Genomic DNA, 26992 nt, shown 5'->3' with positions numbered 1-26992 from the left:
ATAGGGTTGGCACCTGTTTTTTTGGGAAAAACCGCACCTCCGTGAACGCACGCATCGACACAGGGAATGAGGCCTTTTCGGCTGCCGAGCTTGCCACGGCGGAAAGCCGTGCCTCGGCGACGCCGATGATGGAGCAATATATCGAGATCAAGGCGAACAATCCGGGTTCGCTGCTCTTTTATCGCATGGGTGATTTCTACGAGCTGTTCTTCGAAGATGCGCTGGAAGCCTCACGCTCGCTCGGCATCACGCTGACGAAGCGAGGCCAGCACATGGGCCAGGACATCCCGATGTGCGGCGTTCCGGTGCATGCGGCCGACGATTATCTGCAGAAGCTGATTTCACTCGGTTTCCGCGTCGCCGTCTGCGAGCAGATCGAGGATCCGGCCGAAGCGAAAAAACGCGGCGGCAAATCCGTCGTCAAGCGCGATGTCGTCCGCTTGGTCACGCCAGGCACGATCACCGAGGAAAAGCTGCTTTCGCCCTCGGAATCCAACTATCTGATGGCGCTGACCCGCATTCGCAGCGGGGCAGAACCCTTGCTGGCGCTAGCCTGGATCGATATTTCCACAGGCGTCTTCCGACTGGCCGAGACCGAAGCCTCGCGGCTGCTTGCCGATATCCTGCGCATCGATCCGCGCGAGCTCATCCTGCCCGACACGATCTTCCACGATCCGGAACTGAAGCCGGTCTTCGATGTGCTCGGCCGCACCGCGGTGCCCCAGCCTTCCGTGCTCTTCGACAGCGCCAGCGCCGAAAGCCGGATCGCGCGTTATTTCGGCGTCGCGACGCTCGACGGCTTCGGCACCTTCTCGCGCGCCGAGGTGGCGGCAGCGGCCGCCGCCGTCGCTTATGTCGAGAAGACGCAGATCGCCGAGCGGCCGCCGCTTGGAAAGCCGGAGCGGGAAAGTGCGGCTTCGACGCTGTTCATCGACCCCGCCACCCGCGCCAATCTGGAACTTGCCCGGACGCTGTCTGGCGACCGCAACGGCTCGCTCCTGAAAGCGATCGACCGCACCGTCACCGGCGGCGGGGCGCGGCTTCTTGCCGAGCGATTGATGTCGCCGCTGACCGACCCCGTCCGCATCAATGCTCGACTCGACTCGATCGGCTTCCTGATCGACGAGCCTCTGCTCTGCGGCAATCTGCGCGACACGCTGAAACATGTGCCGGACATGCCGCGGGCGCTGTCGCGGCTGGCGCTCGACCGCGGCGGTCCGCGCGATCTCGCGGCGATCCGCCAGGGACTTCAAGCGGCGAGCGAAGTTGCGGCCATGCTCGCCAGCGCGATGTTGCCTGAAGAACTCGGCCAGGCGCTGTCCGCGCTGCAAGCCCTACCCGCAACGCTCGAAACCCTGCTGGCCGAGACACTCGCCGACGAACTGCCGCTGTTGAAACGCGACGGCGGGTTCCTGCGCGACGGCGCCAGCGCCGAGCTCGACGAAGTGCGGGCACTGCGCGACCAGTCGCGGCGGGTGATCGCCGGCCTGCAATTGCAATATGCCGAGGAGACCGGCATCCGGTCGCTGAAGATCAAGCACAACAACATCCTCGGCTATTTCATCGAGGTCACCGCCGGCAATGCCTCGCCGATGACGGAGACGGCTGAAGCCAAGGCCCACTTCATCCACCGCCAGACGATGGCGAGCGCGATGCGCTTCACCACCACCGAACTTGCCGATCTCGAAAGCCGCATCGCCAACGCCGCCGACCGGGCGCTGACGATCGAGTTCGCCGCCTTCGAGAAGATGACGGCGGCCGTGGTTGCGGAAGCCGAGGCGATCAAATCCGGCGCCCGGGCGCTTGCCGTCATCGATGTTGCCGCAGGACTGGCGCTTCTCGCCGAAGAGCAGGCCTATTGCCGCCCACAGGTCGACGGCTCAAGGATGTTTGCCATCGAAGGCGGGCGCCATCCGGTCGTCGAGCAGGCGCTGCGGCGGCAGGCGGGCGGGCCGTTTGTCGCCAACAATTGCGATCTCTCGCCGAAGACCGGCGACAGGGACGGCGCGATCTGGCTGTTGACCGGGCCGAACATGGGCGGCAAGTCGACCTTCCTGCGGCAGAACGCGCTGATCGCCATCCTGGCGCAGATGGGCTGCTTCGTACCGGCAACATCAGCCCATATCGGCATCGTCGACCGGCTTTTCTCGCGCGTCGGCGCCTCCGACGACCTAGCCCGCGGGCGCTCCACCTTCATGGTCGAGATGGTCGAAACAGCTGCGATCCTCAACCAGGCGAGCGACCGTTCGCTGGTCATCCTCGACGAGATCGGCCGCGGCACCGCCACCTTCGACGGCCTGTCGATCGCCTGGGCCTCCGTCGAGCACCTGCATGAAGCCAACCGCTGCCGCGGCCTCTTCGCCACGCATTTCCATGAGCTGACCGTGCTTTCGGAAAAGCTCGGCCGGCTGTCGAACGCCACGATGCGGGTCAAGGAATGGGACGGCGACGTCATTTTCCTGCATGAGGTCGGTCCGGGTGCGGCTGACCGCTCCTACGGCATCCAGGTCGCCCGCCTTGCCGGGCTTCCGGCTTCAGTCGTGACACGAGCCCGCGATGTGCTGACCCGTCTGGAGGATGCCGACCGCAAGAACCCCGCGAGCCAGCTGATCGACGACCTGCCGCTCTTCCAGGTGGCGGTGCGCCGCGAAGACACGGCTCGCGGACCGTCCAAGGTCGAGGAGGCGCTGAAGGCGATGAGCCTTGACGACATGACGCCGCGCGAGGCAATGGATGCACTTTACGACCTCAAGAAGAAACTGAAATAGGGCAGCGGTACGCGATGTTCATGGAAAAGCTGATTCGCGAAACGGAGCGCCTCTCGCTCATCTGCTCGATGCTCGATACGATGCGGCGCGCCGATGCCGATCGCAATGCGCGCGGCTGGACGTCGCCGATCGGCATGCTGAAAATTACCCGCTGTTGCGCTATGATCTCGGAGCTCGGAACGTCGATCGCCAAGGCAGGTTATCGCGAATGCGACCAGCAGTCGCTTGAGGAGATCATGAGAGAGACACGGCAGGTGCTGCATTTGTTAAATGCGCGGGCCGCCCTTTGAGCGTTCGGGGAAACGCCAGCTGTTGCGCCACTGCTGTTCAGCTTGCGCCTGTGACTGCCCCTCACCCTAACCCTCTCCCCGTAAACGGGGCGAGTGGACGTGCCCTGCGAGAGACAGGCGAGAAACGGAGAGGGCGCGGCTATCTCCCTTCGCCCCGTTTACGGGGAGAAGCTGCCGGCAGGCGGATGAGGGGCTGGTTTCGGCAATCTCCTGACCCAACGTGGTGTCAGGCTGTCGCGCGGCTTACCAACACCATTTCGCCAAATTTAAAGGTTCTTGCAGTATGAGGGCGCGTGTCAATCGCCTGATAAAGGGATTATAGCGCATGCAGACGAAACACGAGGCGAGCCAGGATCAGGCCGTCCGGCATGAACAGGAAACCGCCCCGGCGAAAGCGATGCGCGAGCTTGATTTTTCTCATATCCATGACGTCGAATTCTTGCAGAAGCAGTGCGACGCCGTTGGCGAGGCCAACCGCAACCGACCCGACGTGCTGCGCGCCGATCTTCTCGCCGTATTGAAAAAGGCAAGCACCGAAGGCCGGCAGAAGGCGCGGGCCGCACTGATGGCCGATGGCGGCGGGCTGAATTGCGCCTACCGGATTTCCTGGCTGCAGGATCAGATCATCACTGTCCTCTACAATTTCGCCACCGCCCATATCTTTCCACAGCAGAAGGACAAGTTCGCGGTCACCGCCGTCGGCGGCTACGGTCGCGACACGCTGGCGCCCGGCTCCGATATCGACCTGCTTTTCCTCTTCCCGCCGAGGCCGGCGGAAGAGACGCACAAGGCGGTCGAATTCATGCTCTACGTGCTCTGGGACATGGGCTTCAAGGTCGGCCACGCCACCCGCACGGTGGAGGAATGCATCGCGCTTTCCAAGTCCGACATGACGATCCGCACCGCCATCCTGGAGATGCGCTACATCTGCGGCCTGCAACGGCTGGAAACCGAACTCGAGACCCGCTTCGACAAGGAAATCGTCACTGGTACCGGCCCGGAATTCATCGCTGCCAAGCTTGCCGAGCGCGACGAGCGCCACCGCAAGGCGGGTGATACGCGCTATCTCGTCGAACCGAACGTCAAGGAAGGCAAGGGCGGGCTTCGCGACCTGCACACGCTGTTCTGGATCTCGAAATATTATTATCACGTGCGCGACCAGGCGGAGCTGGTCAAGCTCGGCGTGCTGTCGAAGCACGAATACCGTCTGCTTGAGAAAGCCGACGATTTTCTCTGGGCGGTGCGCTGCCATATGCACTTCCTGACCGGCAAGGCCGAGGAGCGTCTGTCGTTCGACATCCAGCGCGAGATCGCCGAAGCCTTCGGCTATCACACCCGCCCGGGCCTTTCGGCGGTCGAGCGCTTCATGAAGCACTATTTCCTCGTCGCCAAGGATGTCGGCGACCTCACCCGCATCCTCTGCGCCGCGCTCGAAGACCAGCAGGCGAAGTCGATCCCGGGCCTCACCGGCGTCATTAGCCGCTTCACCCATCGCAATCGCAAGATCGCCGGCAGCGTCGAATTCGTCGAGGACCGCGGCCGCATCGCGCTTGCCGACGCTGAGGTCTTCAAGCGCGATCCGGTCAGCATCCTCCGGCTCTTCCACGTCGCCGACATCAACGGGCTGGAATTCCACCCGGACGCGCTGAAACGTGTCACCCGTTCGCTGGCGCTGATCGATAATAATCTGCGGGAAAACGACGAGGCGAACCGCCTGTTCATGTCGATCCTGACGTCGAAGCGCGATCCGGCGCTCATCCTGCGGCGGATGAACGAGGCCGGCGTGCTCGGCCGCTTCATTCCCGAATTCGGCAAGATCGTCGCGATGATGCAGTTCAACATGTATCACCACTATACGGTGGACGAACATCTGATCCGCACCGTCGACGTTCTCTCCGAGATCGACCAGGGACGCTCCGAGGATCTGCATCCGCTCGCCAACAAGCTGTTCTCAGGCATCGAGGATCGCGAGGCGCTTTATGTCGCCGTTCTGCTGCACGACATCGCCAAGGGCCGCCAGGAGGATCACTCGATCGCCGGCGCCCGCGTCGCCCGCAAGCTCTGCAGCCGCTTCGGTCTGTCGCAGAAGCAGACGGAAATCGTCGTCTGGCTGATCGAGGAACATCTGACCATGTCGATGGTGGCGCAGACCCGCGACCTCACCGATCGCAAGACGATTACCGATTTTGCCGACCGCGTACAGTCGCTCGACCGGTTGAAGATGCTGTTGATCCTGACGATCTGCGATATCCGCGCCGTCGGTCCGGGCGTCTGGAACGGTTGGAAGGGCCAGTTGCTGCGCACGCTCTACTACGAAACCGAGCTGCTGCTGGCCGGCGGTTTTTCGGAGGTCTCCCGCAAGGAGCGTGCCGGTGCCGCCGCCGAGGCGCTGCATTCGGCACTCGCCGACTGGAGCCAGAAGGACCGCAATACCTATACCAAGCTGCACTACCAGCCCTATCTGCTCTCCGTGCCGCTGGAAGACCAGATCCGCCACGCCCACTTCATCCGCCAGGCCGACAAATCCGGCCAGGCGCTGGCCACCACGGTGCGCACCGACAGTTTCCATGCGATCACCGAGATCACCGTGCTGTCGCCCGACCATCCGCGCCTGCTCGCCGTCATCGCCGGGGCGTGTGCTGCGGCCGGAGCCAACATCGTCGACGCGCAGATCTTCACGACGTCGGACGGGCGGGCGCTCGACACCATCCATGTCAGCCGCGAATTTGCCGACGATGCCGACGAGCTGCGCCGGGCCGCGACGATCGGACGGATGATCGAGGACGTGCTGTCCGGCCGCAAGCGGCTGCCCGAGGTGATCGCCACGCGCGCGCGCCACCGCAAGAAGAACAAGGCCTTCGTCATTCCGCCGTCGGTCAACATCACCAACAGCCTGTCGAACAAGTTCACGGTCATCGAGGTCGAATGCCTCGACCGGCCGGGGCTGCTGTCGGAAATCACCGCCGTGCTCTCCGACCTGTCGCTCGACATCCAGTCGGCCCGCATCACCACCTTCGGCGAGAAGGTGATCGACACTTTCTACGTCACCGATCTGGTCGGCCAGAAGATCTCCGGCGACAGCAAGCGCGCCAACATCACCGCCCGAATGAAGGCCGTCATGGCCGAGGAGGAAGACGAGCTGCGTGAGCGCATGCCTTCCGGCATCATCGCGCCGGCTGCCACCGCCCGGACATTGCCCTCAGCCGAAAAGAAAGCCGATTCCCCCGCATGAGCGACCAAGCATGAGCCCCCACGAATGAGCCTCGTCAAGAAATTCGCAACCGTCGGCGGCGCCACCCTCGGCAGCCGCATCTTCGGCTTCGCCCGCGAAACGCTGATGGCCGCCGCACTCGGCACCGGGCCGATGGCCGACGTCTTTTATGCCGCCTTCCGCTTTCCGAACCTGTTTCGCCGGCTGTTTGCCGAAGGCGCCTTCAACGCCGCCTTCGTGCCACTTTTTGCCAAGGAGATCGAGGCGAACGGCACCGATGGCGCCAAGCGCTTTTCGGAAGAAGTCTTCGGCGTGCTGTTTTCGGTGCTGCTGCTCATCACCATCGTGATGGAGCTTGCCATGCCGCTCCTGGTGCGCTTCGTCATTGCACCGGGCTTTGCCGACGATCCCGACAAATTCTCGATCACCATCCGCATGGCGGCGGTGATGTTTCCCTATCTGATGTGCATGTCGCTGACGGCGATGATGAGCGGCATGCTGAATTCGCTGCACCATTTCTTCGCCGCGGCCATCGCGCCGGTCTTCCTCAACGTGGTGATGATCGGGGCGCTGTTTTATGCGCTCCATACCGGTGCCGATCCGCTGACGACGGCCTGGTATCTCTCCTTTGGCGTTCTTGCCGCCGGCGTCCTGCAGCTCGCCGTCGTCTATGTCGGCGTGCTTGCGGCCGGCATGAGCATCGGCTTCCGCTTCCCGAAGATGACCCCGAACGTCAAGCGGCTGCTGATCCTGGCGGTGCCGGCTGCAGTGACCGGCGGCATCACCCAGATCAACCAGCTGATCGGCCAGGCGATCGCCTCCTCTCGCGAGGGCGCGATTGCAGCGCTGCAATATGCCGACCGGATCTACCAGCTGCCGCTCGGCGTCGTCGGCGTTGCCGTCGGCGTGGTGCTGCTGCCGGAACTTGCCCGGGCGCTGAAGGGCGGCAATCTGCGCGAAGCCGGAAACCTGCAGAACCGCTCGATCGAATTCGTGCTGTTTTTGACGATCCCCGCCGCCTTCGCGCTGTGGATCCTCTCCGACGAGATCATCCGCGTGCTCTACGAGCGCGGCGCCTTCCATCAGGAAAACACCGCCGTCGTCGGCTCGATCCTGGCGATCTACGGCATCGGCCTGCCGGCCTTCGTGCTGATCAAGGCGCTGCAGCCCGGCTTCTATGCGCGCGAGGACACCAAGACGCCGATGCGCTTTTCGGCAATCGCGGTGGCCACCAACTGCGCCACGGCGCTGACCCTCTTTCCCTATATGGGCGCGCCCGGCATCGCCGTTGCCGAAGCCACCGCCGGCTGGATCAGCACCGTGCTGCTGTTCACCACGCTTCTGCGCCGCGGCCATCTGACATGGGAATGGGCGCTGGCAAAACGCACCGTCCTGCTGATCGTCGCCGCAGCCGTGATGGGTGCGGCGATCGTCTTCCTCAAGCAGCACTTTGCGCCTTCGCTTGCCTCCGGCGCGCCGCTTCTGACCAAGGTCGGCACCCTCGGGCTGCTGATTGCGATTGCCATGCTGGTCTATTTCGCCGCCGCCTTCCTGATCGGCGGAGCAAATCTCGGCATGATCCGGCGCAATCTGAACCGCAAGCCGGCGCCGGCAAAGGACCCGCAAGGCTAAGGAGATTGCCGGTGCCTGCCCCTCATCCGCCTGCCGGCACCTTCTCCCCGCTTGCGGGGCGAAGGGGATAGCGGCAACCCCTCTGTTCCTCACCAGCATTTCGCAGGGCACGTCCCCTCTCCCCGTTTTTCACGGGGGTCCGAAGGACGGGTCGAGACCGTTGGCTCGGCCCTGGTGGGGTTAGGGTGAGGGGCAATCTTGAGGGCAAAACCCGGACAACCATTGCACAAGGCCGAGCAGCACCTGCCTTAACAATCGACCCATCGCCGCTGCGGTCCGACGTCGACATGAACGATACCGTTGCAATAGGTGCCGATGCCGCCAATGCCAGGCGCACTTCTGGCGGCCGCGATGATGATGCGCTCCGAGAGGCCCGGCATTCTGATATCGGCCGCCAGGCATTTTCCGTGCAGGGATCCATGGCGGCTGGGATGCGGCCGGAGGCCGGAGGTGATCATTGGCCGGCGCCCGGTTTTTGCGGCGATATGCGACAGGACCGCCCGAAGACGCTCGGGAAAACAACCGGCACGAACACTGACGGTCTGGACCGTATAGGCGAGGCGTGCATCCTGGCTGGGAAGATGGAGGACCGGTCGTTTGCTGTCTTGACCGACGGCGTTGGTTGCTGATTGTAGGGCGAAAAGGCCTGCCATGGCGAGCAAACTGGCGTTCTGCATGGTCCCTCCGGGCGGTTGACGCGGCGACCATTGGGCCGCTACTGCGCGGTAGAGGATTTTCATTTCAATAAAAGCTTTTCTGTGAAATTTTATACTCAATTATGAGTAATCAGCTTGATCATTTTGGCTTAAAACCGTGGATATCGCCGATCCAAATTGGAATAAACGTCTCAATCGGGAGATATAACATGACGATCCAGTCGCTTTTCCTCGTCACCCTCGTCGTCGACGACTACGACCGCGCCAAGGCTTTCTATTGCGATTGCCTCGGTTTCGACTGCCTGCAGGACGAGACGCAGCTGGAGGGAAAGCGCTGGGTGGTGGTGAAGCCGAAGGGTGGGGCCATGGTTGGAGATGGAGCCGCGTTTCTGCTGGCGCAGGCGGCAGATGCGACGCAGCGCGCGGCGATCGGCAATCAGACCGGCGGCCGTGTCGGCTTCTTTCTGAAGACCGACGATTTTGCCCGCGACCATGCCGCACTGCTTGCGGCCGGCGTGCGCTTTCTGGAAGAGCCGCGACATGAGGTCTACGGCACGGTTGCGGTGTTTGCCGATCCCTACGGCAACAGCTTCGATCTGATCCAGCATGCCGCAGGCTGAACCCCTTGATTGCGGCCGGTTGCCCGTGCATAAGCCGCGGCGTTAGCAACACGGGCGAAAGCCCTGTTGCAAATGCAGCCATCTAAAAGCTGTGGGCCCTCCACCAGCCTATTGAGGACGACATGAGCGAATTCAAGAAACTCGTATTCTCCGGCGTGCAGCCGACCGGCAATCTGCATCTCGGCAATTATCTCGGCGCCATCCGGCGGTTCGTGGCGCTGCAGGACGGCAATGACTGCATCTACTGCGTCGTCGACATGCATGCGCTCACCGCCCAGCTCGTGCATGAGGACATGCCGAGCCAGACGCGCTCGATCGCCGCCGCCTTCATCGCCGCCGGCATCGATCCGGAAAAGCATATCGTCTTCAACCAGTCGGCCGTGCCGCAGCATGCCGAACTTGCCTGGATCTTCAATTGCGTCGCCCGCATCGGCTGGATGAACCGCATGACGCAATTCAAGGACAAGGCCGGCAAGGATCGCGAACAGGCTTCGCTCGGTCTCTACGCCTATCCTAGCCTGATGGCCGCCGACATTCTCGTCTATCGCGCCACCCATGTGCCTGTCGGTGAGGATCAAAAGCAGCATCTGGAGCTTGCCCGCGACATCGCGATGAAGTTCAACCTCGATTATGCCGAGCATATCAGCAGGACCGGTTATGGGGTCGACATCACCGTCGGCAACGAGCCGGTGCATGCCTATTTCCCGATGGTCGAACCGCTGATCGGCGGGCCGGCGCCGCGCGTCATGTCGCTGCGTGACGGCACCAAGAAAATGTCGAAATCCGACCCTTCCGACCTCTCCCGCATCAACCTGATGGACGACGAGGACGCGATCTCGAAGAAGATCCGCAAGGCAAAGACCGATCCGGACGGCCTGCCGAGCGAGATCGACGGGCTGCAGGGCCGCCCGGAAGCCGACAATCTGGTAGCAATCTATGCGGCCCTTGCCGACAAGTCGAAGGCCGACGTGCTTGCCGAATTCGGCGGCCAGCAGTTCTCCGTCTTCAAGCCGGCACTGGTCGATCTCGCCATCCATGTGATGGCGCCGATCACCGGCGAGATGCGCCGGCTGATGGACGACACCAGCCATATCGACGCGATCCTGCGCAAGGGCGGCGAACGCGCCAGGGCCCGCGCCGAGGTGACGATGAGCCAGGTCCGCGACGTCATCGGCTTCCTCTACTGAGGGTGATCTGTTCTTCTCTCCACCCAGGGGCGAAGGGGACCTTCGTCTGGGGAGAAGGGAACATTCTGCCGGGGGGAGAAGAGGAAAAACTGGGCTTGCAAATTTTCCGCTTCGGGTGTCAGAGTCCGCGCCATGGTATCGAAGCGACTCTCACGGCTCGAAGGTCATCGCCGCAAATTCATGGCGGTGATCGACGGTACACCCGAATGCCAGCGCGCCGTTCATTATGCCGGCCGGCGCGCGAAGAATTCCAATGGCGGGCTGGTGCTGCTCTATGTCATCCCCGACGGGGATTTTCAGCAATGGCTCGGCGTCGAGGCGATCATGCGGGCGGAAGCCCGTGAAGAGGCCGAAGCGGTCGTTGCCAAGATCGCCCAGATCGTGCGCGAGACGATCGGCATCGAGCCTGAGGTCGTCATCCGTGAGGGCAGTGCGGCCGAACAGATCAACGCCGTGATCGAGGAAGACCGCGATGTGGCGATCCTGGTTCTGGCTGCCGGTTCGGCGAAGGAAGGTCCGGGACCGCTGGTTTCGTCGGTTGCCGGCCGCGCGGCGGCGTTTCCGATCCCGGTAACCGTGTTGCCGGATACGCTAACCAACGAGGAAATCGACGCCCTCTGCTGACAATTTCTTGAGTAAAAATCTCTTGAATGGAACCGGCAATGGGCTTATCTTCTTTTGAAGAATTCTAAAGACGGCGAAGCCATGGGCCAGCCGCATGGAGACCCAGATGTTCATTCAGACCGAAGCCACGCCGAACCCCGCCACGCAGAAGTTCCTGCCGGGCAAGGTGGTGATGGAAAACGGCACGGCCGAGTTCCGCAGCGCCGAGGAGGCTGAGGCTTCGCCGCTCGCCGCCCGCCTGTTCGAAATCCCCGGCGTCACCGGCGTCTATTTCGGCTATGATTTTATTTCCGTCTCCAAGGATGATGCCGAATGGCAGCATCTTAAGCCGGCTATATTAGGCTCGATCATGGAGCATTTCATGTCCGGCAAGCCGGTCATGGGCGATGCCTCCATGCTTTCGGAAGACGTCGATGCCGGCGACGAATTCTTCGACGAGGGCGATGAATCGATCGTGCTGACCATCAAGGAGCTTCTGGAGACCCGCGTGCGCCCCGCCGTTGCCCAAGACGGCGGCGACATCACCTTCCGCGGCTTCAAGGACGGCAAGGTCTATCTGAACATGAAGGGTTCCTGCGCCGGCTGCCCGTCTTCAACGGCAACGCTGAAGCACGGCGTCCAGAACCTGCTGCGCCATTTCGTCCCGGAAGTGCAGGAAGTGATTGCCGCTTAAAAGCTTGGATCCGTCCGGCCGTTCATCTCTCGTTCGGCCAGACGGATTTATGTTCAAGCGACAATAGATTTTTCGGAAATTGATGGCATGATTGTTCTGGCGCTCGACACGGCAGGTGTAGACTGCGCTGCCGCCGTTTACGACAGCGGCAGGAATACGATGCTGGGGGAGGCATCGGACATGATCGGCAAGGGGCATGCTGAACATCTGATCGATATCGTTGATCGCGCACTCGATCAGGCGGGGCTGGCACTTTCTCATATCGACCGGATTGCCGTCACCATCGGCCCCGGCTCGTTTACCGGTATCCGTGTCGGCGTTGCCGCAGCCCGGGGTTTTGCGCTTTCCCTCAATGTGCCGGCCGTCGGCGTCACGACGCTCGAGGTCATGGCATCAGCCCAGCGCGAGAAGACGCCTCATCGCCCCGTGCTGGCAGCGATGGACGCCAAACGGGGCGAAATCTACCTCCAGGCCTTTTCATCAGACGGTTCGTCTCTCGACGCGCCACGGGCGTTAAGCGTTGCAGAGGCGCAGGCTTTTGCTAGAGACTTCGACGGCGAGATCACCGGTTCGGCGACGCCGCTGCTGAAGGCCGGCGCCGGCGGCGATCACAGCAACAGTTTCCCGATCTCTGTCGTGGCGCGCCTCGGTGCTGCCGCCTCCCTGGATGCCGGAAAGCCGAAGCCCCTTTATCTGCGCGGACCCGACGCCAAGCCGCAGGCCGGGTATGCAATCGCCCGACGAGTGTGACCATGCTGGAATCCTACCTGACGCTGAAGCCGGAATTCGAAATCATCGCCATGGAGCGCGAGGATTGCCGCGATGTCGCCGTCCTGCATGGGGAGCGCTTTGCCCGACCCTGGGGCGATGGTGAATTTCACGGCCTGCTTATGCAGGACACCGTGTTCGGCTTCGTCGCGCGCCAGACCAATGCCTTTCTGAAAAAGCCGCTTCCCGGCTTCATCCTTGCCCGCCATGTCGCCGGCGAGGCGGAGATCCTGACGATCGCCGTGCAGGCGAAAGTCGCCCGTTCCGGGCTCGGCTGGCGGCTGATGCAGGCGGCGATCCGGGAAGCGCGCGCACGCGGCGGCGAGAGCATGTTCCTCGAGGTCGACAACGGCAATACCGCGGCCCTTGGCCTCTATCGCAAGCTCGGCTTCGAAAAGGTCGGCGAACGCAAGGGTTACTACAAGCAGGACAATGGCGCCCTCTCCACGGCGCTTGTCATGAAGCGCGTTCTTCGGTAGTTGCCTTGCAGCGAGATGACACACAGGCCGGCGCAAGCACCGCGCGGCGTTGTCGAAACACGGATATTTTACAGGCGGGCCATGTCTGATGTAGCCAAGACCCTTGAGGAGCTTTGCACCGAACGCGGCATGCGCATGACCGAGCAGCGCCGCGTGATCGCGCGCATCCTCGAAGATTCCGAGGATCATCCCGACGTGGAAGAACTCTACCGCCGCTCGGTGAAGGTCGATGCGAAGATTTCGATTTCGACCGTCTATCGCACCGTGAAGCTGTTCGAGGATGCCGGCATTATCGCCCGCCACGATTTCCGCGACGGGCGCTCGCGCTACGAAACGGTGCCGGAAGAGCATCACGACCACCTGATCGACCTGAAGACCGGCACGGTCATCGAATTCCGCTCGCCGGAGATCGAGGCGCTGCAGGAACGCATTGCCCGCGAGCATGGCTTCCGGCTGGTCGACCACCGGCTCGAGCTCTACGGCGTTCCGTTGAAGAAGGAAGATCTCTGAAGCAATGGCCCCCCGGGAGACCAGCATTTGATCGCCTGGCTGCGCATCGGGCTTGCTGCGGTCGTCATCCTCGCCGTCAGCATCGTGCTCATGCCGCTGCAGCTGCTTGCCCTGCGTTTTGACTGGCGGCTGCGCCGCAGGCTTCCGCGCGCCTGGCACCGTATCGTCTGCTATTGTCTCGGCGTCCGCATCCGTGTCACCGGCAGGCTGGAGGAGCGTCGGCCGCTGATGCTCTGTTCCAACCACTCGTCCTGGCTCGACATCATGGTGATGTCGGCGGTTGCCGACGTCGCCTTCATTGCCAAGATCGAGGTGGCCGACTGGCCGATCTTCGGCACGCTCGCCAAGCTGCAGAAGAGCGTCTTCGTCGTGCGCGAGGAGAAGCGCAGGACCGGCCACCAGGCCAACGAGATCGCCGGGCGAATGGCCGACGGCGAGATCGTCGTGCTCTTCCCGGAAGGGACGACTTCCGACGGCAACCGGCTGCTGGAGGTCAAATCCTCGCTGTTCGGCGCTGCTGCGATGGCGGTGCCCGCTTCACCGACGGGAACCGTCGTGGTGCAGCCGGTGGCAATTGCCTACACCAGGGTGCACGGCATCGCCATGGGCCGCTATCATCGGCCGCTGGCCGCCTGGCCGGGGGATATCGAGCTGTTGCCGCATCTGATCGATATCGTGCGATGCGGCGCGATCGACGCCGAGGTTTGCTTCGGCGAGGCGGTGGATTACCGCGCCGACACCAATCGCAAGGAGGTGAGCGGCACGATCGCCTTGCGTATCCGCAACCTGTTGAACAGCTGCCTGCGCGGGCGGGAAATCTCCTGACTCAAGATTTCGATTTTCTCGGACGGCAAAAACCACTAAATAGCGCGCCATGACACAGGACAGCGCCCTTCTCCAGGCCCCGAAGCCGATCGTCGCCGACGGCAGCAACAGCCGCAAGGTCTTCATCAAGACCTATGGCTGCCAGATGAACGTCTACGATTCTATGCGCATGAGCGATGCGCTCGCCCGCGATGGCTATGAGCCGACCGAGGACATGGAAGAGGCGGACCTGGTTCTGCTCAACACCTGCCATATCCGCGAAAAGGCGGCCGAGAAGGTCTATTCGGCGCTCGGGCGGCTGCGCGACATGAAAAAGAGGAAGGCAGCGGACGGAAGGGAGATGATGATCGGCGTTGCCGGCTGCGTCGCCCAGGCCGAAGGCGAGGAGATCCTGCGCCGGGCGCCTGCCGTCGACGTCGTCATCGGCCCGCAGACCTACCACCGCCTGCCGGAGGCGCTGCGCCGGGCCAAAGAGGGCCAGCGCGTCGTCGATACGGAATATGCGATCGAGGACAAGTTCGAGCATCTGCCGATCCCCGAGAGCCGCAAGATCCGCGCCCGCGGCGTCACCGCCTTCCTGACGGTGCAGGAGGGCTGCGACAAGTTCTGCACCTTCTGCGTCGTGCCCTATACGCGGGGCTCGGAAGTGTCGCGGCCGGTTTCTCAGATCGTCGAGGAAGCCGAAAAGCTCGTCGAAGGCGGGGTGCGCGAAATCACCCTGCTCGGGCAGAACGTCAATGCCTGGCACGGCGCCGGGCTGCAGGGCGAGGCATGGAGCCTCGGCGACTTGCTCTACCGCCTTGCCGAGATCCCCGGCCTTGCGCGGCTGCGTTATACCACAAGCCATCCGCGCGACATGGACGACCGGCTGATCAACGCCCATCGCGACCTCGGGGCGCTGATGCCCTATCTGCACCTGCCGGTGCAATCAGGCTCCGACCGTATCCTCAAAGCGATGAACCGGCGCCATACGGCAGCCGAATACCTGACGTTGATTGGGCGCATCCGCGCGGTGCGGCCCGATATTGCGCTGTCGGGCGATTTCATTACCGGCTTTCCGGGGGAGACAGACGCCGATTTTGAGGATACACTCCGGCTTGTGGAGGAGGTCCGTTATGCACAGGCCTTCTCGTTCAAATACTCGACACGGCCGGGCACGCCCGGCGCGGAGCTGAAGGACCAGGTGCCGGAAGAGATCAAGGCAGAACGGCTGGAACGCCTGCAAGCGCTTCTCCTGAAGCAGCAGCAGGAATTTGCCGAATCCTGCATCGGCAAAGAGATTGATCTGTTGCTCGAAAAGCCCGGTCGCATGCCGGAACAGCTAATCGGCCGTTCTCCCTGGCTTCAATCAGTGAATGTTGATGCAAAAGCATCGCAAATCGGTGACATTATTAAAGTGCGAATCACCGGAACCGGAACCAACAGCCTGTTTGCCGAACGCGCAGAGGCTGCGGTTTAACCCAAGGAGCCTGACCGCTTGAACGGACAAGAATTGGTTTCTTCTTCACCGCGCCACCCCCCCCGCACGCCAAGCGACTCCAATCACTTTGTCCTGACGTTCGAGAACAATCGCTTCGCCAGCGAACTCTTCGGTCAATTCGACCAGAACCTCAAGCTACTCGAGGAACGGCTCAACATCGATGCTCGGGCGCGCGGCAATTCGGTCGTTATCACCGGCGATGTCGTGACCACCAACCAGGCGCGGCGCACGCTCGACTATCTCTACGAAAAACTTCAGAAAGGCGGCAGCGTGGAACGATCCGACGTCGAGGGCGCAATCCGCATGGCGGTCGCCGCCGACGATCAGCTCAGCCTTCCCACAATGGAGCGCAAGGCCAAGTTGACGATGGCACAGGTTTCCACCCGCAAGAAGACGATCATCGCCCGCACGCCGACGCAGGACGCCTATATCAGGGCGCTGGAACGCGCCGAAATGGTCTTCGGCGTCGGCCCGGCCGGCACCGGCAAGACCTATCTCGCCGTCGCCCATGCCGCCCAGTTGCTGGAGCGCGGCGCCGTCGAAAAAATTATCCTATCGCGCCCTGCCGTCGAAGCGGGCGAGCGCCTCGGCTTCCTGCCCGGCGACATGAAGGAAAAGGTCGACCCCTATCTTCGCCCGCTCTATGACGCACTCTACGACATGATCCCCGCCGACAAGGTCGATCGGGCGATCACCGCCGGCGTCATCGAAATCGCGCCGCTCGCCTTCATGCGCGGCCGCACCCTTGCCAACGCCGCCATCATCCTCGACGAGGCGCAGAACACGACATCGATGCAGATGAAGATGTTCCTGACGCGTCTCGGCGAAAATGCCCGGATGATCATCACCGGCGACCCGAGCCAGATCGACCTGCCGCGCGGCGTCAAATCCGGTCTCGTCGAGGCGCTGCAGCTACTGAACGGCGTCGAGGGCATCTCGATCGTGCGCTTCAAGGATACCGACGTCGTCCGCCATCCGCTGGTCGGGCGCATCGTCAGGGCCTATGATTCGACCTATGCCGTCGAAACCGAAGCAGTCAGCCGGCAGGACTGATGGCCGAACTCGACATCCAGATCAGCGTCGAGGACATCGGCTGGCCGGGCGAGGAGACGCTGCTGTCGTTTTGCGAACGCGTGCTCGGCGCAGCCGTGGTCTATCTCCGCGACAGCGAGAAGCAACCGTTCCCGACGATGCCGCCCGAGGTTTCGCTTGTTTTCACCGACGACGCCTCGATCCAGGACATCAACGCCGAATGGCGCGGCAAGGACAAGGCGACCAATGTGCTGTCCTTTCCGGCCTTTCCGGTTCAGCCCGGCAAGATGCCCGGTCCGATGCTCGGCGACATCATCGTCGCTCGGGAGACGGTGGAGCGGGAAGCCGGCGAGCTCGAAAAGAGTTTCGACGACCACCTGACCCACCTTCTGGTGCACGGTTTCTTGCATCTTCTCGGCTACGACCATATGAATAGTGCCGAAGCCGAAATTATGGAGGGGCTGGAGACTCGCATTTTGGCGCAGCTCGGCCTATCTGATCCCTACGAGGGTCAAGACCTTAAAATGGAACCATGAGCGACTTTACGACGAAGCCGGCGGCAGACGCCAAGGACTCCGAGCCATCCTCCTCTTCGGACGAGGCAGGCAGTAGTCGGCCATCCGGCCGATCCCAATCCTTCTGGTCGCGCGCCGCGCGCATCCTCCGTCCGCAGCAGGGCTCGCTGCGTGAGGATCTTGCCGACGCGCTGATGACCGATGCGCACGGCGACGATGCCTTTTCGCCCGACGAACGGGCAATGCTGCACAACATCCTGCGCTTTCGTGAGGTGCGCGTCGCCGACGTGATGGTGCCGCGCGCCGATATCGAGGCGGTCGATCAGAACATCACCATCGGCGAACTGATGATCCTGTTTGAGGAATCCGGCCGCTCGCGCATGCCCGTCTATGCCGATACGCTCGACGATCCGCGCGGCATGGTGCATATCCGCGACCTGCTCTCTTATGTCGCCAAGCAGGCGCGCAACAAGCGCCGCGGCCCGACGAAACCGGCCGCTAGCCTGCCGGCGCTGCCGGCGATCGAGGTTGCGCCCGAAAACATCCAGAAGAGCACGCGTCTGGCCAAGCCCAATTTGGACCTCGCCCGCGTCGACTTGCAGAAGACGCTGACGGAAGCCGGCATCATCCGCAAGATCCTGTTCGTGCCGCCGTCGATGCTGGCATCCGACCTGTTGCGCCGCATGCAGGTGAACCGCACGCAGATGGCGCTCGTCATCGACGAATATGGCGGCACCGACGGGCTCGCCTCGCATGAGGACATCGTCGAAATGGTGGTCGGCGACATCGACGACGAACATGACGACGAAGAGGTGATGTTCAAGCGGGTCGCCGAAGACGTCTTCATCGCCGACGCCCGCGTCGAACTGGAAGAGATCGCCGCAGCGATCGGGCCGGATTTCGACATCAGCGAGCAGGTCGACGAGGTCGATACGCTGGGCGGCCTGATCTTCTCCGCGCTCGGCCGCATCCCGGTGCGCGGCGAGGTCGTCCAGGCGCTGCCCGGCTTCGAATTCCACATCCTCGACGCCGATCCGCGCCGCATCAAGCGGCTGCGCATCACCCGCAAGCGCCACGCGATCCGCCGCCGCGCCAAAGTCGATGGCGACATCGCGCCCGGCTCCGACGTCGGCGACGACCGGTCGGCGGAATCGACCGCCAACTAAAGCGCGTAGCATTCAGTTTGATTGCTGTGACGCGCTTCAGCTGTTTTTTATGCATGTCGCTATCCCGGAACCGCTGCACACTTCCGGGCGATCTGTTCTCAATTAAAGAGTTAGAGCATGATGTCGTCCGAAAACCGCTCACACTTTTCGGCATCATGCTCTAGCAGGACAAAGAGCCGCTTTTTTGAAAGACTGCGAATGGGTTGATTCGCGGTTTGATGGGAGTGCGCATGGAGCGGCTTGCGGACAGGGTTATCCTCGTCTGGGGGTTCAAACGGTCGCTGCTGGCCATCGCCGCCGGAGCATTCGCCGTGCTGGCGCTGCCGCCTTTCGGCTTTTTTGCGGCAATGTTCCTCTCCTTCACCCTGCTCGTCTGGCTGATCGACGGGGCGGCGGCGGCGCCTGAAAGCGGCCTGGTCGGCAGACTGTGGCCGGCCTTTGCCACCGGCTGGCTGTTCGGCTTCGGTTATTTCGTCGCTGGTCTCTGGTGGCTCGGCCATGCGCTGCTGGTCGATCAGGAGGAGTTCGCCTGGGCGTTGCCCTTGGCAATTCTCGGGTTGCCGGCCTGTCTTGCGATTTTCTACGGGCTGGCAGCCGCCATTGCCCGCATCTTCTGGTCTGATGGGATGGGACGGATCGCCGCACTTGCGGCCGGCTTCGGGCTGATGGAATGGCTTCGAAGCGTCATCCTGACCGGCTTTCCCTGGAACGCCATCGGCTACGGCATGATGCCCGTTCCGCTGATGATGCAGTCGGCGCATGTGATCGGGGTGATGGGGGTGACGGCACTTGCCGTCTTCATTTTTTCCGCGCCTGCCCTTGCCGGCACGCGGCAAGGCGCGCGCGGCGGCATCGCGCTCGCCGCCCTGCTGTTTGCCGCCCATCTCGGTTATGGCGCTTATGCCCTCTATCTCGCACCGCGGCCCGACGCCTTGCCCGAGGACAAGCGGCCGGTGGTGCGGTTGGTGCAACCTGCCATCGATCAGGCGGAGAAGATGGACAACGACGCCGACCGCAATGCGATCTTCGAGACCCATCTGAAGCTGTCGGCCGAAGCGCCGAAGAATGGCGGACGGAAGCCCGATATCATCGTCTGGCCGGAAACCTCGATCCCTTTCATCCTCACCGACAACCAGGATGCGCTGATGCGGATCGCCGATACGCTCGACGACAACCAGATCCTGATCGCCGGCGCCGTCCGCGCCGAGGAAATGGGACCGGGCACGCCGACACGCTACTATAATTCCATCTATGTCATCGACGGCCGCGGTCAGATCATCGCTGCCTCCGACAAGGTGCATCTGGTGCCTTTCGGCGAATACCTGCCCTTCGAGGACCTGCTCACCGAATTTGGCATCCAGAACGTCGTCGAGATGCCGGGCGGGTTTTCGGCGGCTGCCAGCCGCCACCTGCTGGCGCTGCCCGGCGGGCTCAATCTCTATCCGCTGATCTGCTACGAGATCATTTTCCCCGATGAAATGACCGGCGACATCAAAGACGCCAATGCGATCCTCAACATCACCAATGATGCCTGGTTCGGTGCGACACCCGGCCCCTATCAGCACTTCCAGCAGGCGCGAGTGCGGGCGGTCGAAACCGGGCTGCCGCTGATTCGCGACGCCAATAGCGGCATTTCAGCAATTGTGAATGCACATGGGGAAATAATTGCGGGCCTCGGTCTCGAGGAAATCGGCTTTATTGATGCAACTCTTGATAGGTTCGGCGGAGAGGCTGGAACGACATTCCCCCTGCAAACACACTTCTGGTTGACCGAGGCGCTGCTCATTTTGATTGCGCTGGTTTCTCGTAGAGGTTTTATTTCCGGGCTGAATTGACCAAAAACCCCTAAAATTGCATAGTGATGACAATCGGCGTTCTGAATGGATGTGCAAAGGTGGTTCTCACCGCTTGCAACGTGGCGTTTGGGATGGATCAGGGGCATGCCGGTTAGAAACAGGTTGAAATTCTTAGCTAGGGCACGACCATGATTGAAAACAAAAAGAAGCCTAATCCGATCGACATCCACGTTGGCAGCCGTATTCGCCTTCGCCGAACAATGCTGGGCATGAGCCAGGAAAAACTCGGGGAAAGCCTCGGCATTACCTTTCAGCAGATCCAGAAATACGAAAAGGGCACCAACCGTGTCGGCGCAAGCCGTCTGCAGAATATCTCGAACATCCTCAATGTCCCGGTTTCCTTTTTCTTCGAGGACGCGCCCGGCGAAAATTCCGGCGCCGGCGGGATGGAAACTTCCAGCTCGAATTACGTCGTCGATTTCCTCTCTTCCTCGGAAGGCCTGCAGCTCAACCGCGCCTTCGTCAAGATTTCCGATCCCAAGGTTCGCCGCAAGGTCGTGGAGCTGGTGAAGGCATTGGCCGCTGAGGCCGACTCCGACTGAGCCAGCTCCATCGCAGAATTCGAAAGGCGGCCGAAAGGCCGCTTTTTTGCGTTTTTGGGGCAAAATTTGTCACTTTGCCGCGGATATAAAGATATATTTATGTCCTTCTGCGCTTGTCATCGGGTCTCGAACTGAGTACCTACTAGCGAGCTTTTGTTCTTTGAGGGGAATCCCGGAATGCGCGCGAATTATCTCTTTACCAGCGAATCTGTTGCCGAAGGTCATCCGGACAAGGTTTGTGACCGCATCTCCGACGAGATCGTCGATCTGGTCTACCGCGAAGCGGCCAAGACCGGCGTCAATCCGTGGGGCGTTCGCATTGCCTGCGAAACGCTGGCGACGACCAACCGCGTCGTCATCGCCGGTGAAGTCCGCCTGCCGCCGAGCCTGATGAAGAAGGACAAGCATGGCAAGGACGTCATCAATCCTTCGAAGTTCAAGGCCGCCGCCCGCCGCGCCATCAAGGATATCGGCTACGAGCAGGACGGCTTCCACTGGAAGAAGGCAAAGATCGACGTGCTGCTGCACTCGCAGTCGGCCGACATCGCGCAGGGCGTCGACAGCGCCGCCGACCAGCAGGGCGACGAGGGCGCCGGCGACCAGGGCATCATGTTCGGTTACGCCTGCCGCGAAACGCCGGACCTGATGCCGGCGCCGATCTATTATTCCCACAAGATCCTGCAGCTGCTGGCAACTGCCCGCAAGAAGGGCGACGGCGAAGTCGCCAAGCTCGGTCCCGACGCCAAGAGCCAGGTGACCGTGCGCTACGTCGACGGCAAGCCGTCGGAAGCAACCTCGATCGTGCTTTCGACCCAGCATCTCGACGAAAGCTGGGATTCGAACAAGGTCCGCGCCGTCGTCGAGCCCTATATCCGCGAAGCGCTCGGCGAACTGAAGATCGCTGACGATTGCAATTGGTACATCAACCCGACCGGCAAGTTCGTCATCGGCGGGCCGGACGGCGATGCGGGCCTCACCGGCCGCAAGATCATCGTCGACACCTACGGCGGTGCGGCTCCGCATGGCGGCGGTGCGTTCTCCGGCAAGGACACGACGAAGGTCGACCGTTCGGCTGCCTATGCCGCCCGCTACCTCGCCAAGAACGTCGTCGCCGCCGGCCTTGCCGACCGCTGCACGATCCAGATCTCCTACGCGATCGGCGTCGCCCAGCCGCTGTCGATCTATGTCGACCTGCACGGCACCGGCAAGTTCAGCGAAGATCAGGTCGAAGCGGCGATCCGCAAGAACATGGACCTGTCTCCCTCCGGCATCCGCCGCCATCTCGACCTCAACAAGCCGATCTATGCGAAGACCTCTGCCTACGGCCATTTCGGCCGCAAGGCCGGCCGCGACGGCTCGTTCTCCTGGGAGCGCACCGACCTCGTGAAGGCGCTCAAGGAAAGCGTGAAGGCCTGAGATAAAGCATGACGGATATGGAACGCCGCGGCCGGGCGACGGAAGCCTTCTTCGGTCGCCGCAAGGGCAAGGCCCTGCGCGAACAGCAGGCCGAGACGCTGAACAGTCTGCTGCCGGCATTCCTTATCGATCTTTCAGCGGCTCCACTGGGGCCGCTGACTTCCCTCTTCCCGGCTCCGGTCGAGAGATTGCGGCTGGAAATCGGTTTCGGCGGCGGCGAACACCTGATCCACCGCGCCCTCGAGACACCTTCGACCGGCTTCATCGGCGTCGAGCCCTTCGTCAATTCCATGCAGAAGCTGTTGTCGCGCATCGGCGAAACCGGTGCGCGCAATATTCGCGTCTATAATGACGACGCGACGCAGCTGCTCGACTGGCTGCCGGCCGCTTCGCTCGATCAGATCGATCTGCTCTATCCCGACCCCTGGCCGAAGCGGAAGCACTGGAAACGCCGCTTCGTCTCGAAGACCAATCTCGACCGCTTTCATCGCGTGCTGAAGCCCGGCGGCCTGTTCTGCTTTGCCTCCGACATCGACACCTATGTGAACTGGACGCTGATCAAATGCCGCGACCATGGCGGCTTCGACTGGATGGCCGACAATGCTGCGGATTGGCTGACACCCTACGAGGGCTGGCCGAGCACGCGCTACGAGGCCAAGGCACGGCGCGAGGGCCGCTCTTCGGCCTATCTGACATTCGGGAAGATCTGAGGGCCAACAAGATCTAACGACAGGTCGCAGCAGAGATCTGCCGGCCTTTCCACCTCATCGAATACGGAAAAAACGTCTAACGAGGCACCGCGCCCATGTCGCGGCATCCGCCGCGAGCGCATCCAAATCGAATAGCATGAGCATGCACCGCAAGAGCGGTGAAACGCGACAGACTGCATTCGACGGTCAGTGCAGGCTGACCGTCTTCAGTTCGTCCTCGGCAGCCTTGAAGAAGGTGCTGGAGCGATTGTCCGTCAGAAGGATGGGCGTGCCGTCGGCGCCGAAGAGCGCCCAGAGGTCGACGTTCGGATCGATATCCGGCGCCTCGGGAAAGCACTTGGCGACCTCATCGGTACGCATTTTTCTGATATAGGCGACCTCGCCGCTGCCGATGTGGGCAAGCTCGGATTTGGTCAAGTGAGACGTGGCTTCTTTCATCAACATTCCTGTTCCTCCGGAAGAAGGGACCAACGGTTCGACAAACCGTTGTGCTACTCTGAGACCGAAATGTTAATTTTCTTGACCATGCGCGCGGGTTCCGGACGAATTAGATCGACGGAGAGCAGACCGTTCTTCAGGCCGGCTCCAAGCACCTGCATGCCGTCGGCAAGAACGAAGGTGCGCTGGAACTGGCGGGCGGCGATGCCGCGATAGAGATAATCCCGTTCACCCTGCTCCACCTGGCGGCCGCGGATCAGAAGCTGGTTCTCCTCGATGGAGACATCGAGTTCCTCCTCGCCGAAACCGGCCACCGCCAGCGTAATGCGCAGACGTTCCGGCGCGCCGCTATCGGCGCCGATGCGTTCGATATTATAGGGCGGATATCCGTCGCTCGCCTTGGAAATGCGCTCCAGCGTCTTTTCCATGGCATCGAAGCCCAGAAGCAGCGGGCTGGCGAAAGGGGTAATGCGGCTCATTTCTTTTCAAGTCCTTGATGCAAGCGACCATCCCGGACCTTAAGGGCAGCATCCGGATGCTACTAATATGGGGACAGCACTCCGGCGCTGCAAGACGCAGGCGACGTCCCTGCCCCATCCCTCAATTTTAAGGTGGTGGCGGTCGGCTGCTTGACAAAGCGCCTGCTGCCTCGCATCAAAACGTGCCGGCGCGGAATGTGCCGATTTGTGACGAGAAATGAAGAAAACGGTGCATCGGATGGCAAACGCAAGAAAGATCATCATCGACACGGATCCCGGCCAGGACGACGCGGCCGCCATCATGCTGGCCTTCGGCAGCCCCGAGGAGCTGCAGGTACTGGGGATCACCACGGTCGCCGGCAACGTGCCGCTTTCGCTCACCAGCCGCAATGCACGCATCGTCTGCGAGCTCTGCGGCCGGACGGAGACGAAGGTTTTCGCCGGCGCCGACGCGCCGATTGCCCGCAAGCTGGTGACCGCCGAACATGTGCACGGCAAGACCGGCCTCGACGGTCCTGATCTCGCCGAGCCGACGATGGCGCTGCAGCCCGGCCATTCCGTCGACTTCATCATCGAGACGCTGCGCCTGGAGCCGGAAGGCACGGTGACGCTCTGCACGCTCGGGCCGCTCACCAATATCGGCATGGCCTTGCAGAAAGCACCCGATATCGCCCCGCGCATCCGCGAACTGGTGATGATGGGCGGCGGCTTCTTCGAGGGCGGCAACATCACCCCGGCGGCCGAATTCAACATCTATGTCGACCCCGAGGCAGCCGATATCGTCTTCCGCTCGGGCGTCCCGATCGTGATGATGCCGCTCGACGTGACGCACCAATTGCTGACCCGCAAGGACCGGGTCAAGCGCATGGCCGAGATCGGCACGGCGCCGGCAAAGGCCATGGTCGAGATGCTGGAATTCTTCGAGCGGTTCGACATCGAGAAATACGGCTCCGACGGCGGGCCGCTGCATGACCCGACAGTCGTCGCCTACCTCCTGAAGCCGGAGCTTTTCAACGGCCGGGACTGCAATGTCGAGATCGAGGTTCACTCCGAACTCACCGCCGGCATGACCGTCGTCGACTGGTGGCATGTCACCGAGCGCAAGCGCAATGCGAAAGTCATGCGCCACGTCGATGCGGACGGCTTCTTCGATCTTTTGATCGAACGCTTCGCCCGCATCTGATTTTTTGGATGTCCGTCTCTTGAAGAGAGGACAACGGCAACCTCAGGCGTCCTTCTCGTCGAAGACCGAATTGGTCTCGGCTTCGGCCGGCTTCGGGCCGCCCTTGGCAACGCCGACCATGGCTGGGCGCAGCACTCGCTCGCCGATGGAAAAGCCTGCCTGCACGACCTGGACGACGGTGTTGTTCGGCACGTCGGGGTTCGGCACCTCGAACATCGCCTGATGGAAATTCGGGTCGAACTTCTGGCCGACCGGCTCCAGCTTGCGAACGCCATGGCGTTCGAGAGCCGACAGCATGGCGCGCTCGGTCATCTCCACACCCTCGATCAGCGTCGTCAGGCCGGCATCGGCCGCGTCCTTGAGCTCTGGCGGGATGGCATCCAGCGCCCGGCGCAGATTGTCCGAGACGGCAAGCATGTCGCGGGCAAAACCGGCGACGGAATAGGACTTGGCATCCTTGACCTCGCGCTCGGTGCGCCGGCGCAGATTGTCCATCTCGGCAGCAAGGCGCAGATAGCGGTCGCGCAGTTCGCCGTTTTCGGCTTTCAAAAGCTCGAGCGGGTCCGGCTGGGTGGCCTCTTCCTGCGCAATATCGTTCTCGACGTAGGCGGCAGCGTCGGCTGCGGCATCGGCCGCAGTTGCGTCAGGTCCGTTTTTCGTCGTGTCATCGGTCATGACGGTCTCCGGTTGGTGTCTTCAGATGCGCCCGATATCGAGGTTTGACCGAAAAAAATCAAGTCTGCGTGACAAAGAAGCGAAAATTCTGCGCCTGTACAGCGCCACTCTCGTCAGATGCCCAACGGACGCTGTCGAACTTTGAAGGGCTGCGACGTCAAAGCGGCATCAAAGGGGATTGCGCGAAAGGCGGGAGACGAGCTGGGCGGTGTAGTCCACCATCGGCACGATGCGGGAATAATTGAGCCGCGTCGGACCGATGACGCCGACGGCGCCGACGATACGATCGTCATCGTCACGATAGGGCGCGACGATGAGCGAGGAGCCTGACAGCGAGAAGAGCTTGTTTTCCGAACCGATGAAGATACGCACGCCCGAACCGGTTTCGGCGAGATTGAGGATCTCGATCAGGCTGTCCTTCTTTTCGAGATCGTCGAACAGCAGGCGCAGCCGGTCGAGATCCTCGGCGCCGGCGAGGCCTTCGAGCAGGTTGGCGCGGCCGCGGATGATCAGCTGCGTCGGCTTTCCCTCGTCCGGGCTGCCGGCCCAGACAGCGATGCCGCGCTCGACGAGATCACGCGACAGGGCATCGAGCTCGTGACGGACGTTATCCTTCAGCTGGCTTAATTGTTTGCGGAGCTCCGGCAGGGTCTGGCCGGACATGTGGGCATTGAGAAAATTAGCCGCCTCCGCCAGCTGCGAGGAGGTGACCCCCGCCGGCAGCTCGATGATTCGGTTTTCCACCTGATCGTGATCGCCGACGAGCACGGCCAGCGCCTTTGTCGGTTCAAGCCGGATGAACTCGACATGTTTCAGCACCGGATCGCTTTTCGAGGTGATGACCAGGCCGGCGCCGCGCGAAATGCCGGACAGCATGCGGCTTGCCTCGTTCATCATCGATTCCACCGGATTGCCGCCGCTTTCGGCCCGCACCTGCCGATCGATATTGGCGCGGTCCTCGGCGGAGAGATCACCGACCTGCATGAAGGCATCGACGAAGAAGCGCAGGCCTATCTGGGTGGGCAGCCGGCCGGCGCTGGTATGCGGCGAATAGATGAGGCCGAGATCCTCGAGATCGCTCATGACGTTGCGCACCGAGGCCGGCGACAGCGACATCGGCAGCAGGCGGGACAGATTGCGCGAACCGAGCGGCTCGCCGCTCTCCAGATAACCCTCGACGATGCGGCGAAAAATTTCCCTGGAGCGCTCGTCGAGCGCAGCAACGGCATCCGAAACCGATGTCGACCTGATGCCCAT

General features: G+C 62.2%; 26 protein-coding genes. 21 read left to right on the top strand and 5 right to left on the bottom strand.

All coding sequences use genetic code 11. The features are described 5' to 3' along the window. The first annotated feature begins 41 nt into the window (after positions 1–41). The 4 genes from mutS to murJ all read left to right on the top strand — a co-directional run bounded on the left by mutS (position 42) and on the right by murJ (position 7901). Positions 42–2768: a DNA mismatch repair protein MutS gene (gene mutS / locus HJB82_RS17030; RefSeq protein WP_221140725.1), complete on the top strand. Its 2727-nt coding sequence runs from the start codon at positions 42–44 to the stop codon at positions 2766–2768. A 14-nt stretch (positions 2769–2782) separates the two neighbouring features. After that, positions 2783–3058: a hypothetical protein gene (locus tag HJB82_RS17025; protein WP_221140723.1), complete on the top strand. Its 276-nt coding sequence runs from the start codon at positions 2783–2785 to the stop codon at positions 3056–3058. Between the two features lie 325 nt (positions 3059–3383). Continuing rightward, positions 3384–6290, top strand: a complete 2907-nt coding sequence (locus tag HJB82_RS17020; protein WP_221140721.1) for a [protein-PII] uridylyltransferase — start codon at positions 3384–3386, stop codon at positions 6288–6290. A gap of 24 nt (positions 6291–6314) precedes the next feature. Beyond that, on the top strand, positions 6315–7901 hold the full coding sequence (gene murJ, locus HJB82_RS17015; RefSeq protein ID WP_207582651.1) for a murein biosynthesis integral membrane protein MurJ: 1587 nt from the start codon (positions 6315–6317) through the stop codon (positions 7899–7901). A 248-nt stretch (positions 7902–8149) separates the two neighbouring features. On the opposite strand, the gene HJB82_RS17010 is transcribed toward murJ, so the two are convergent. Beyond that, on the bottom strand, positions 8150–8578 hold the full coding sequence (locus HJB82_RS17010; RefSeq protein ID WP_207582650.1) for a D-Ala-D-Ala carboxypeptidase family metallohydrolase: 429 nt from the start codon (positions 8576–8578) through the stop codon (positions 8150–8152). Positions 8579–8766: 188 nt separating this feature from the next. On the opposite strand from HJB82_RS17010, the gene HJB82_RS17005 reads away from it, so the two are divergent. From HJB82_RS17005 to HJB82_RS16930, 16 genes are all read left to right on the top strand, one after another. Further along, positions 8767–9177 carry a VOC family protein gene (locus tag HJB82_RS17005; RefSeq protein WP_207582649.1) on the top strand — a complete coding sequence of 137 codons (411 nt, stop codon included), beginning with the start codon at positions 8767–8769 and terminating at the stop codon, positions 9175–9177. Positions 9178–9299: 122 nt separating this feature from the next. Next, on the top strand, positions 9300–10364 hold the full coding sequence (trpS, locus tag HJB82_RS17000) for a tryptophan--tRNA ligase (protein WP_207582648.1): 1065 nt from the start codon (positions 9300–9302) through the stop codon (positions 10362–10364). A gap of 132 nt (positions 10365–10496) precedes the next feature. Continuing rightward, positions 10497–10988 carry a universal stress protein gene (locus HJB82_RS16995; RefSeq protein ID WP_164006283.1) on the top strand — a complete coding sequence of 164 codons (492 nt, stop codon included), beginning with the start codon at positions 10497–10499 and terminating at the stop codon, positions 10986–10988. A gap of 106 nt (positions 10989–11094) precedes the next feature. Beyond that, the gene (locus HJB82_RS16990) at positions 11095–11661 is read left to right on the top strand and encodes a NifU family protein (RefSeq protein ID WP_207582647.1); all 567 of its coding nucleotides are present in this window, start codon (positions 11095–11097) and stop codon (positions 11659–11661) included. 87 nt (positions 11662–11748) lie between these two features. Further along, the gene (tsaB, locus tag HJB82_RS16985; RefSeq protein ID WP_207582646.1) at positions 11749–12411 is read left to right on the top strand and encodes a tRNA (adenosine(37)-N6)-threonylcarbamoyltransferase complex dimerization subunit type 1 TsaB; all 663 of its coding nucleotides are present in this window, start codon (positions 11749–11751) and stop codon (positions 12409–12411) included. A 2-nt stretch (positions 12412–12413) separates the two neighbouring features. Next, on the top strand, positions 12414–12908 hold the full coding sequence (locus HJB82_RS16980; RefSeq protein ID WP_207582645.1) for an N-acetyltransferase: 495 nt from the start codon (positions 12414–12416) through the stop codon (positions 12906–12908). A gap of 81 nt (positions 12909–12989) precedes the next feature. Continuing rightward, on the top strand, positions 12990–13418 hold the full coding sequence (locus HJB82_RS16975) for a Fur family transcriptional regulator (protein ID WP_007633774.1): 429 nt from the start codon (positions 12990–12992) through the stop codon (positions 13416–13418). A gap of 27 nt (positions 13419–13445) precedes the next feature. After that, positions 13446–14243, top strand: a complete 798-nt coding sequence (locus tag HJB82_RS16970; protein WP_207582644.1) for a 1-acyl-sn-glycerol-3-phosphate acyltransferase — start codon at positions 13446–13448, stop codon at positions 14241–14243. Positions 14244–14292: 49 nt separating this feature from the next. Next, the gene (miaB, locus tag HJB82_RS16965) at positions 14293–15702 is read left to right on the top strand and encodes a tRNA (N6-isopentenyl adenosine(37)-C2)-methylthiotransferase MiaB (RefSeq protein WP_207582643.1); all 1410 of its coding nucleotides are present in this window, start codon (positions 14293–14295) and stop codon (positions 15700–15702) included. 18 nt (positions 15703–15720) lie between these two features. Next, positions 15721–16776, top strand: coding sequence for a PhoH family protein (locus HJB82_RS16960; protein WP_221116718.1), 1056 nt, complete (start codon positions 15721–15723; stop codon positions 16774–16776). Beyond that, the gene (ybeY, locus tag HJB82_RS16955; protein WP_207582642.1) at positions 16776–17291 is read left to right on the top strand and encodes an rRNA maturation RNase YbeY; all 516 of its coding nucleotides are present in this window, start codon (positions 16776–16778) and stop codon (positions 17289–17291) included. Before HJB82_RS16960 ends, ybeY begins: the two co-directional genes overlap by 1 nt. Beyond that, positions 17288–18436 carry a hemolysin family protein gene (locus HJB82_RS16950; RefSeq protein ID WP_221140719.1) on the top strand — a complete coding sequence of 383 codons (1149 nt, stop codon included), beginning with the start codon at positions 17288–17290 and terminating at the stop codon, positions 18434–18436. Before ybeY ends, HJB82_RS16950 begins: the two co-directional genes overlap by 4 nt. 230 nt (positions 18437–18666) lie before the next feature. Next, a complete protein-coding gene (gene lnt, locus HJB82_RS16945) occupies positions 18667–20271 on the top strand; it encodes an apolipoprotein N-acyltransferase (RefSeq protein ID WP_207582640.1) in 1605 nt (534 codons plus the stop codon). A 149-nt stretch (positions 20272–20420) separates the two neighbouring features. Next, entirely contained in the window at positions 20421–20834 is a 414-nt protein-coding gene (locus tag HJB82_RS16940; protein WP_207582639.1) for a helix-turn-helix domain-containing protein, read from the top strand. 177 nt (positions 20835–21011) lie between these two features. Next, a complete protein-coding gene (metK, locus tag HJB82_RS16935) occupies positions 21012–22250 on the top strand; it encodes a methionine adenosyltransferase (protein ID WP_207582638.1) in 1239 nt (412 codons plus the stop codon). 8 nt (positions 22251–22258) lie between these two features. Beyond that, positions 22259–22960 carry a tRNA (guanosine(46)-N(7))-methyltransferase TrmB gene (locus tag HJB82_RS16930; protein WP_207582637.1) on the top strand — a complete coding sequence of 234 codons (702 nt, stop codon included), beginning with the start codon at positions 22259–22261 and terminating at the stop codon, positions 22958–22960. 186 nt (positions 22961–23146) lie between these two features. Here the strand turns inward: HJB82_RS16930 and HJB82_RS16925 are convergent, their stop codons facing one another. After that, positions 23147–23404, bottom strand: a complete 258-nt coding sequence (locus HJB82_RS16925) for a DUF1150 family protein (protein ID WP_164006271.1) — start codon at positions 23402–23404, stop codon at positions 23147–23149. Positions 23405–23451: 47 nt separating this feature from the next. Further along, positions 23452–23877 (bottom strand): Hsp20 family protein, encoded by a 426-nt coding sequence (locus tag HJB82_RS16920; protein WP_207582636.1) that lies wholly within the window; start codon positions 23875–23877, stop codon positions 23452–23454. A 238-nt stretch (positions 23878–24115) separates the two neighbouring features. Here HJB82_RS16920 and HJB82_RS16915 point away from each other — a divergent pair, with 238 nt between their 5' ends. Then, positions 24116–25060 (top strand): nucleoside hydrolase, encoded by a 945-nt coding sequence (locus HJB82_RS16915; RefSeq protein ID WP_221116717.1) that lies wholly within the window; start codon positions 24116–24118, stop codon positions 25058–25060. Positions 25061–25102: 42 nt separating this feature from the next. Here HJB82_RS16915 and grpE read toward each other — a convergent pair whose 3' ends face one another. Both grpE and hrcA read right to left on the bottom strand, forming a co-directional pair. Beyond that, positions 25103–25735 carry a nucleotide exchange factor GrpE gene (gene grpE, locus HJB82_RS16910; protein ID WP_207582634.1) on the bottom strand — a complete coding sequence of 211 codons (633 nt, stop codon included), beginning with the start codon at positions 25733–25735 and terminating at the stop codon, positions 25103–25105. Between the two features lie 168 nt (positions 25736–25903). Further along, positions 25904–26992: a heat-inducible transcriptional repressor HrcA gene (hrcA, locus tag HJB82_RS16905; protein WP_207582633.1), complete on the bottom strand. Its 1089-nt coding sequence runs from the start codon at positions 26990–26992 to the stop codon at positions 25904–25906.

The sequence above is a fragment of the Rhizobium sp. NZLR10 genome, from assembly GCF_019685125.1.
Taxonomy (GTDB): Bacteria; Pseudomonadota; Alphaproteobacteria; order Rhizobiales; family Rhizobiaceae; genus Rhizobium.
This window is presented reverse-complemented; position numbering and strand designations above follow the sequence as displayed.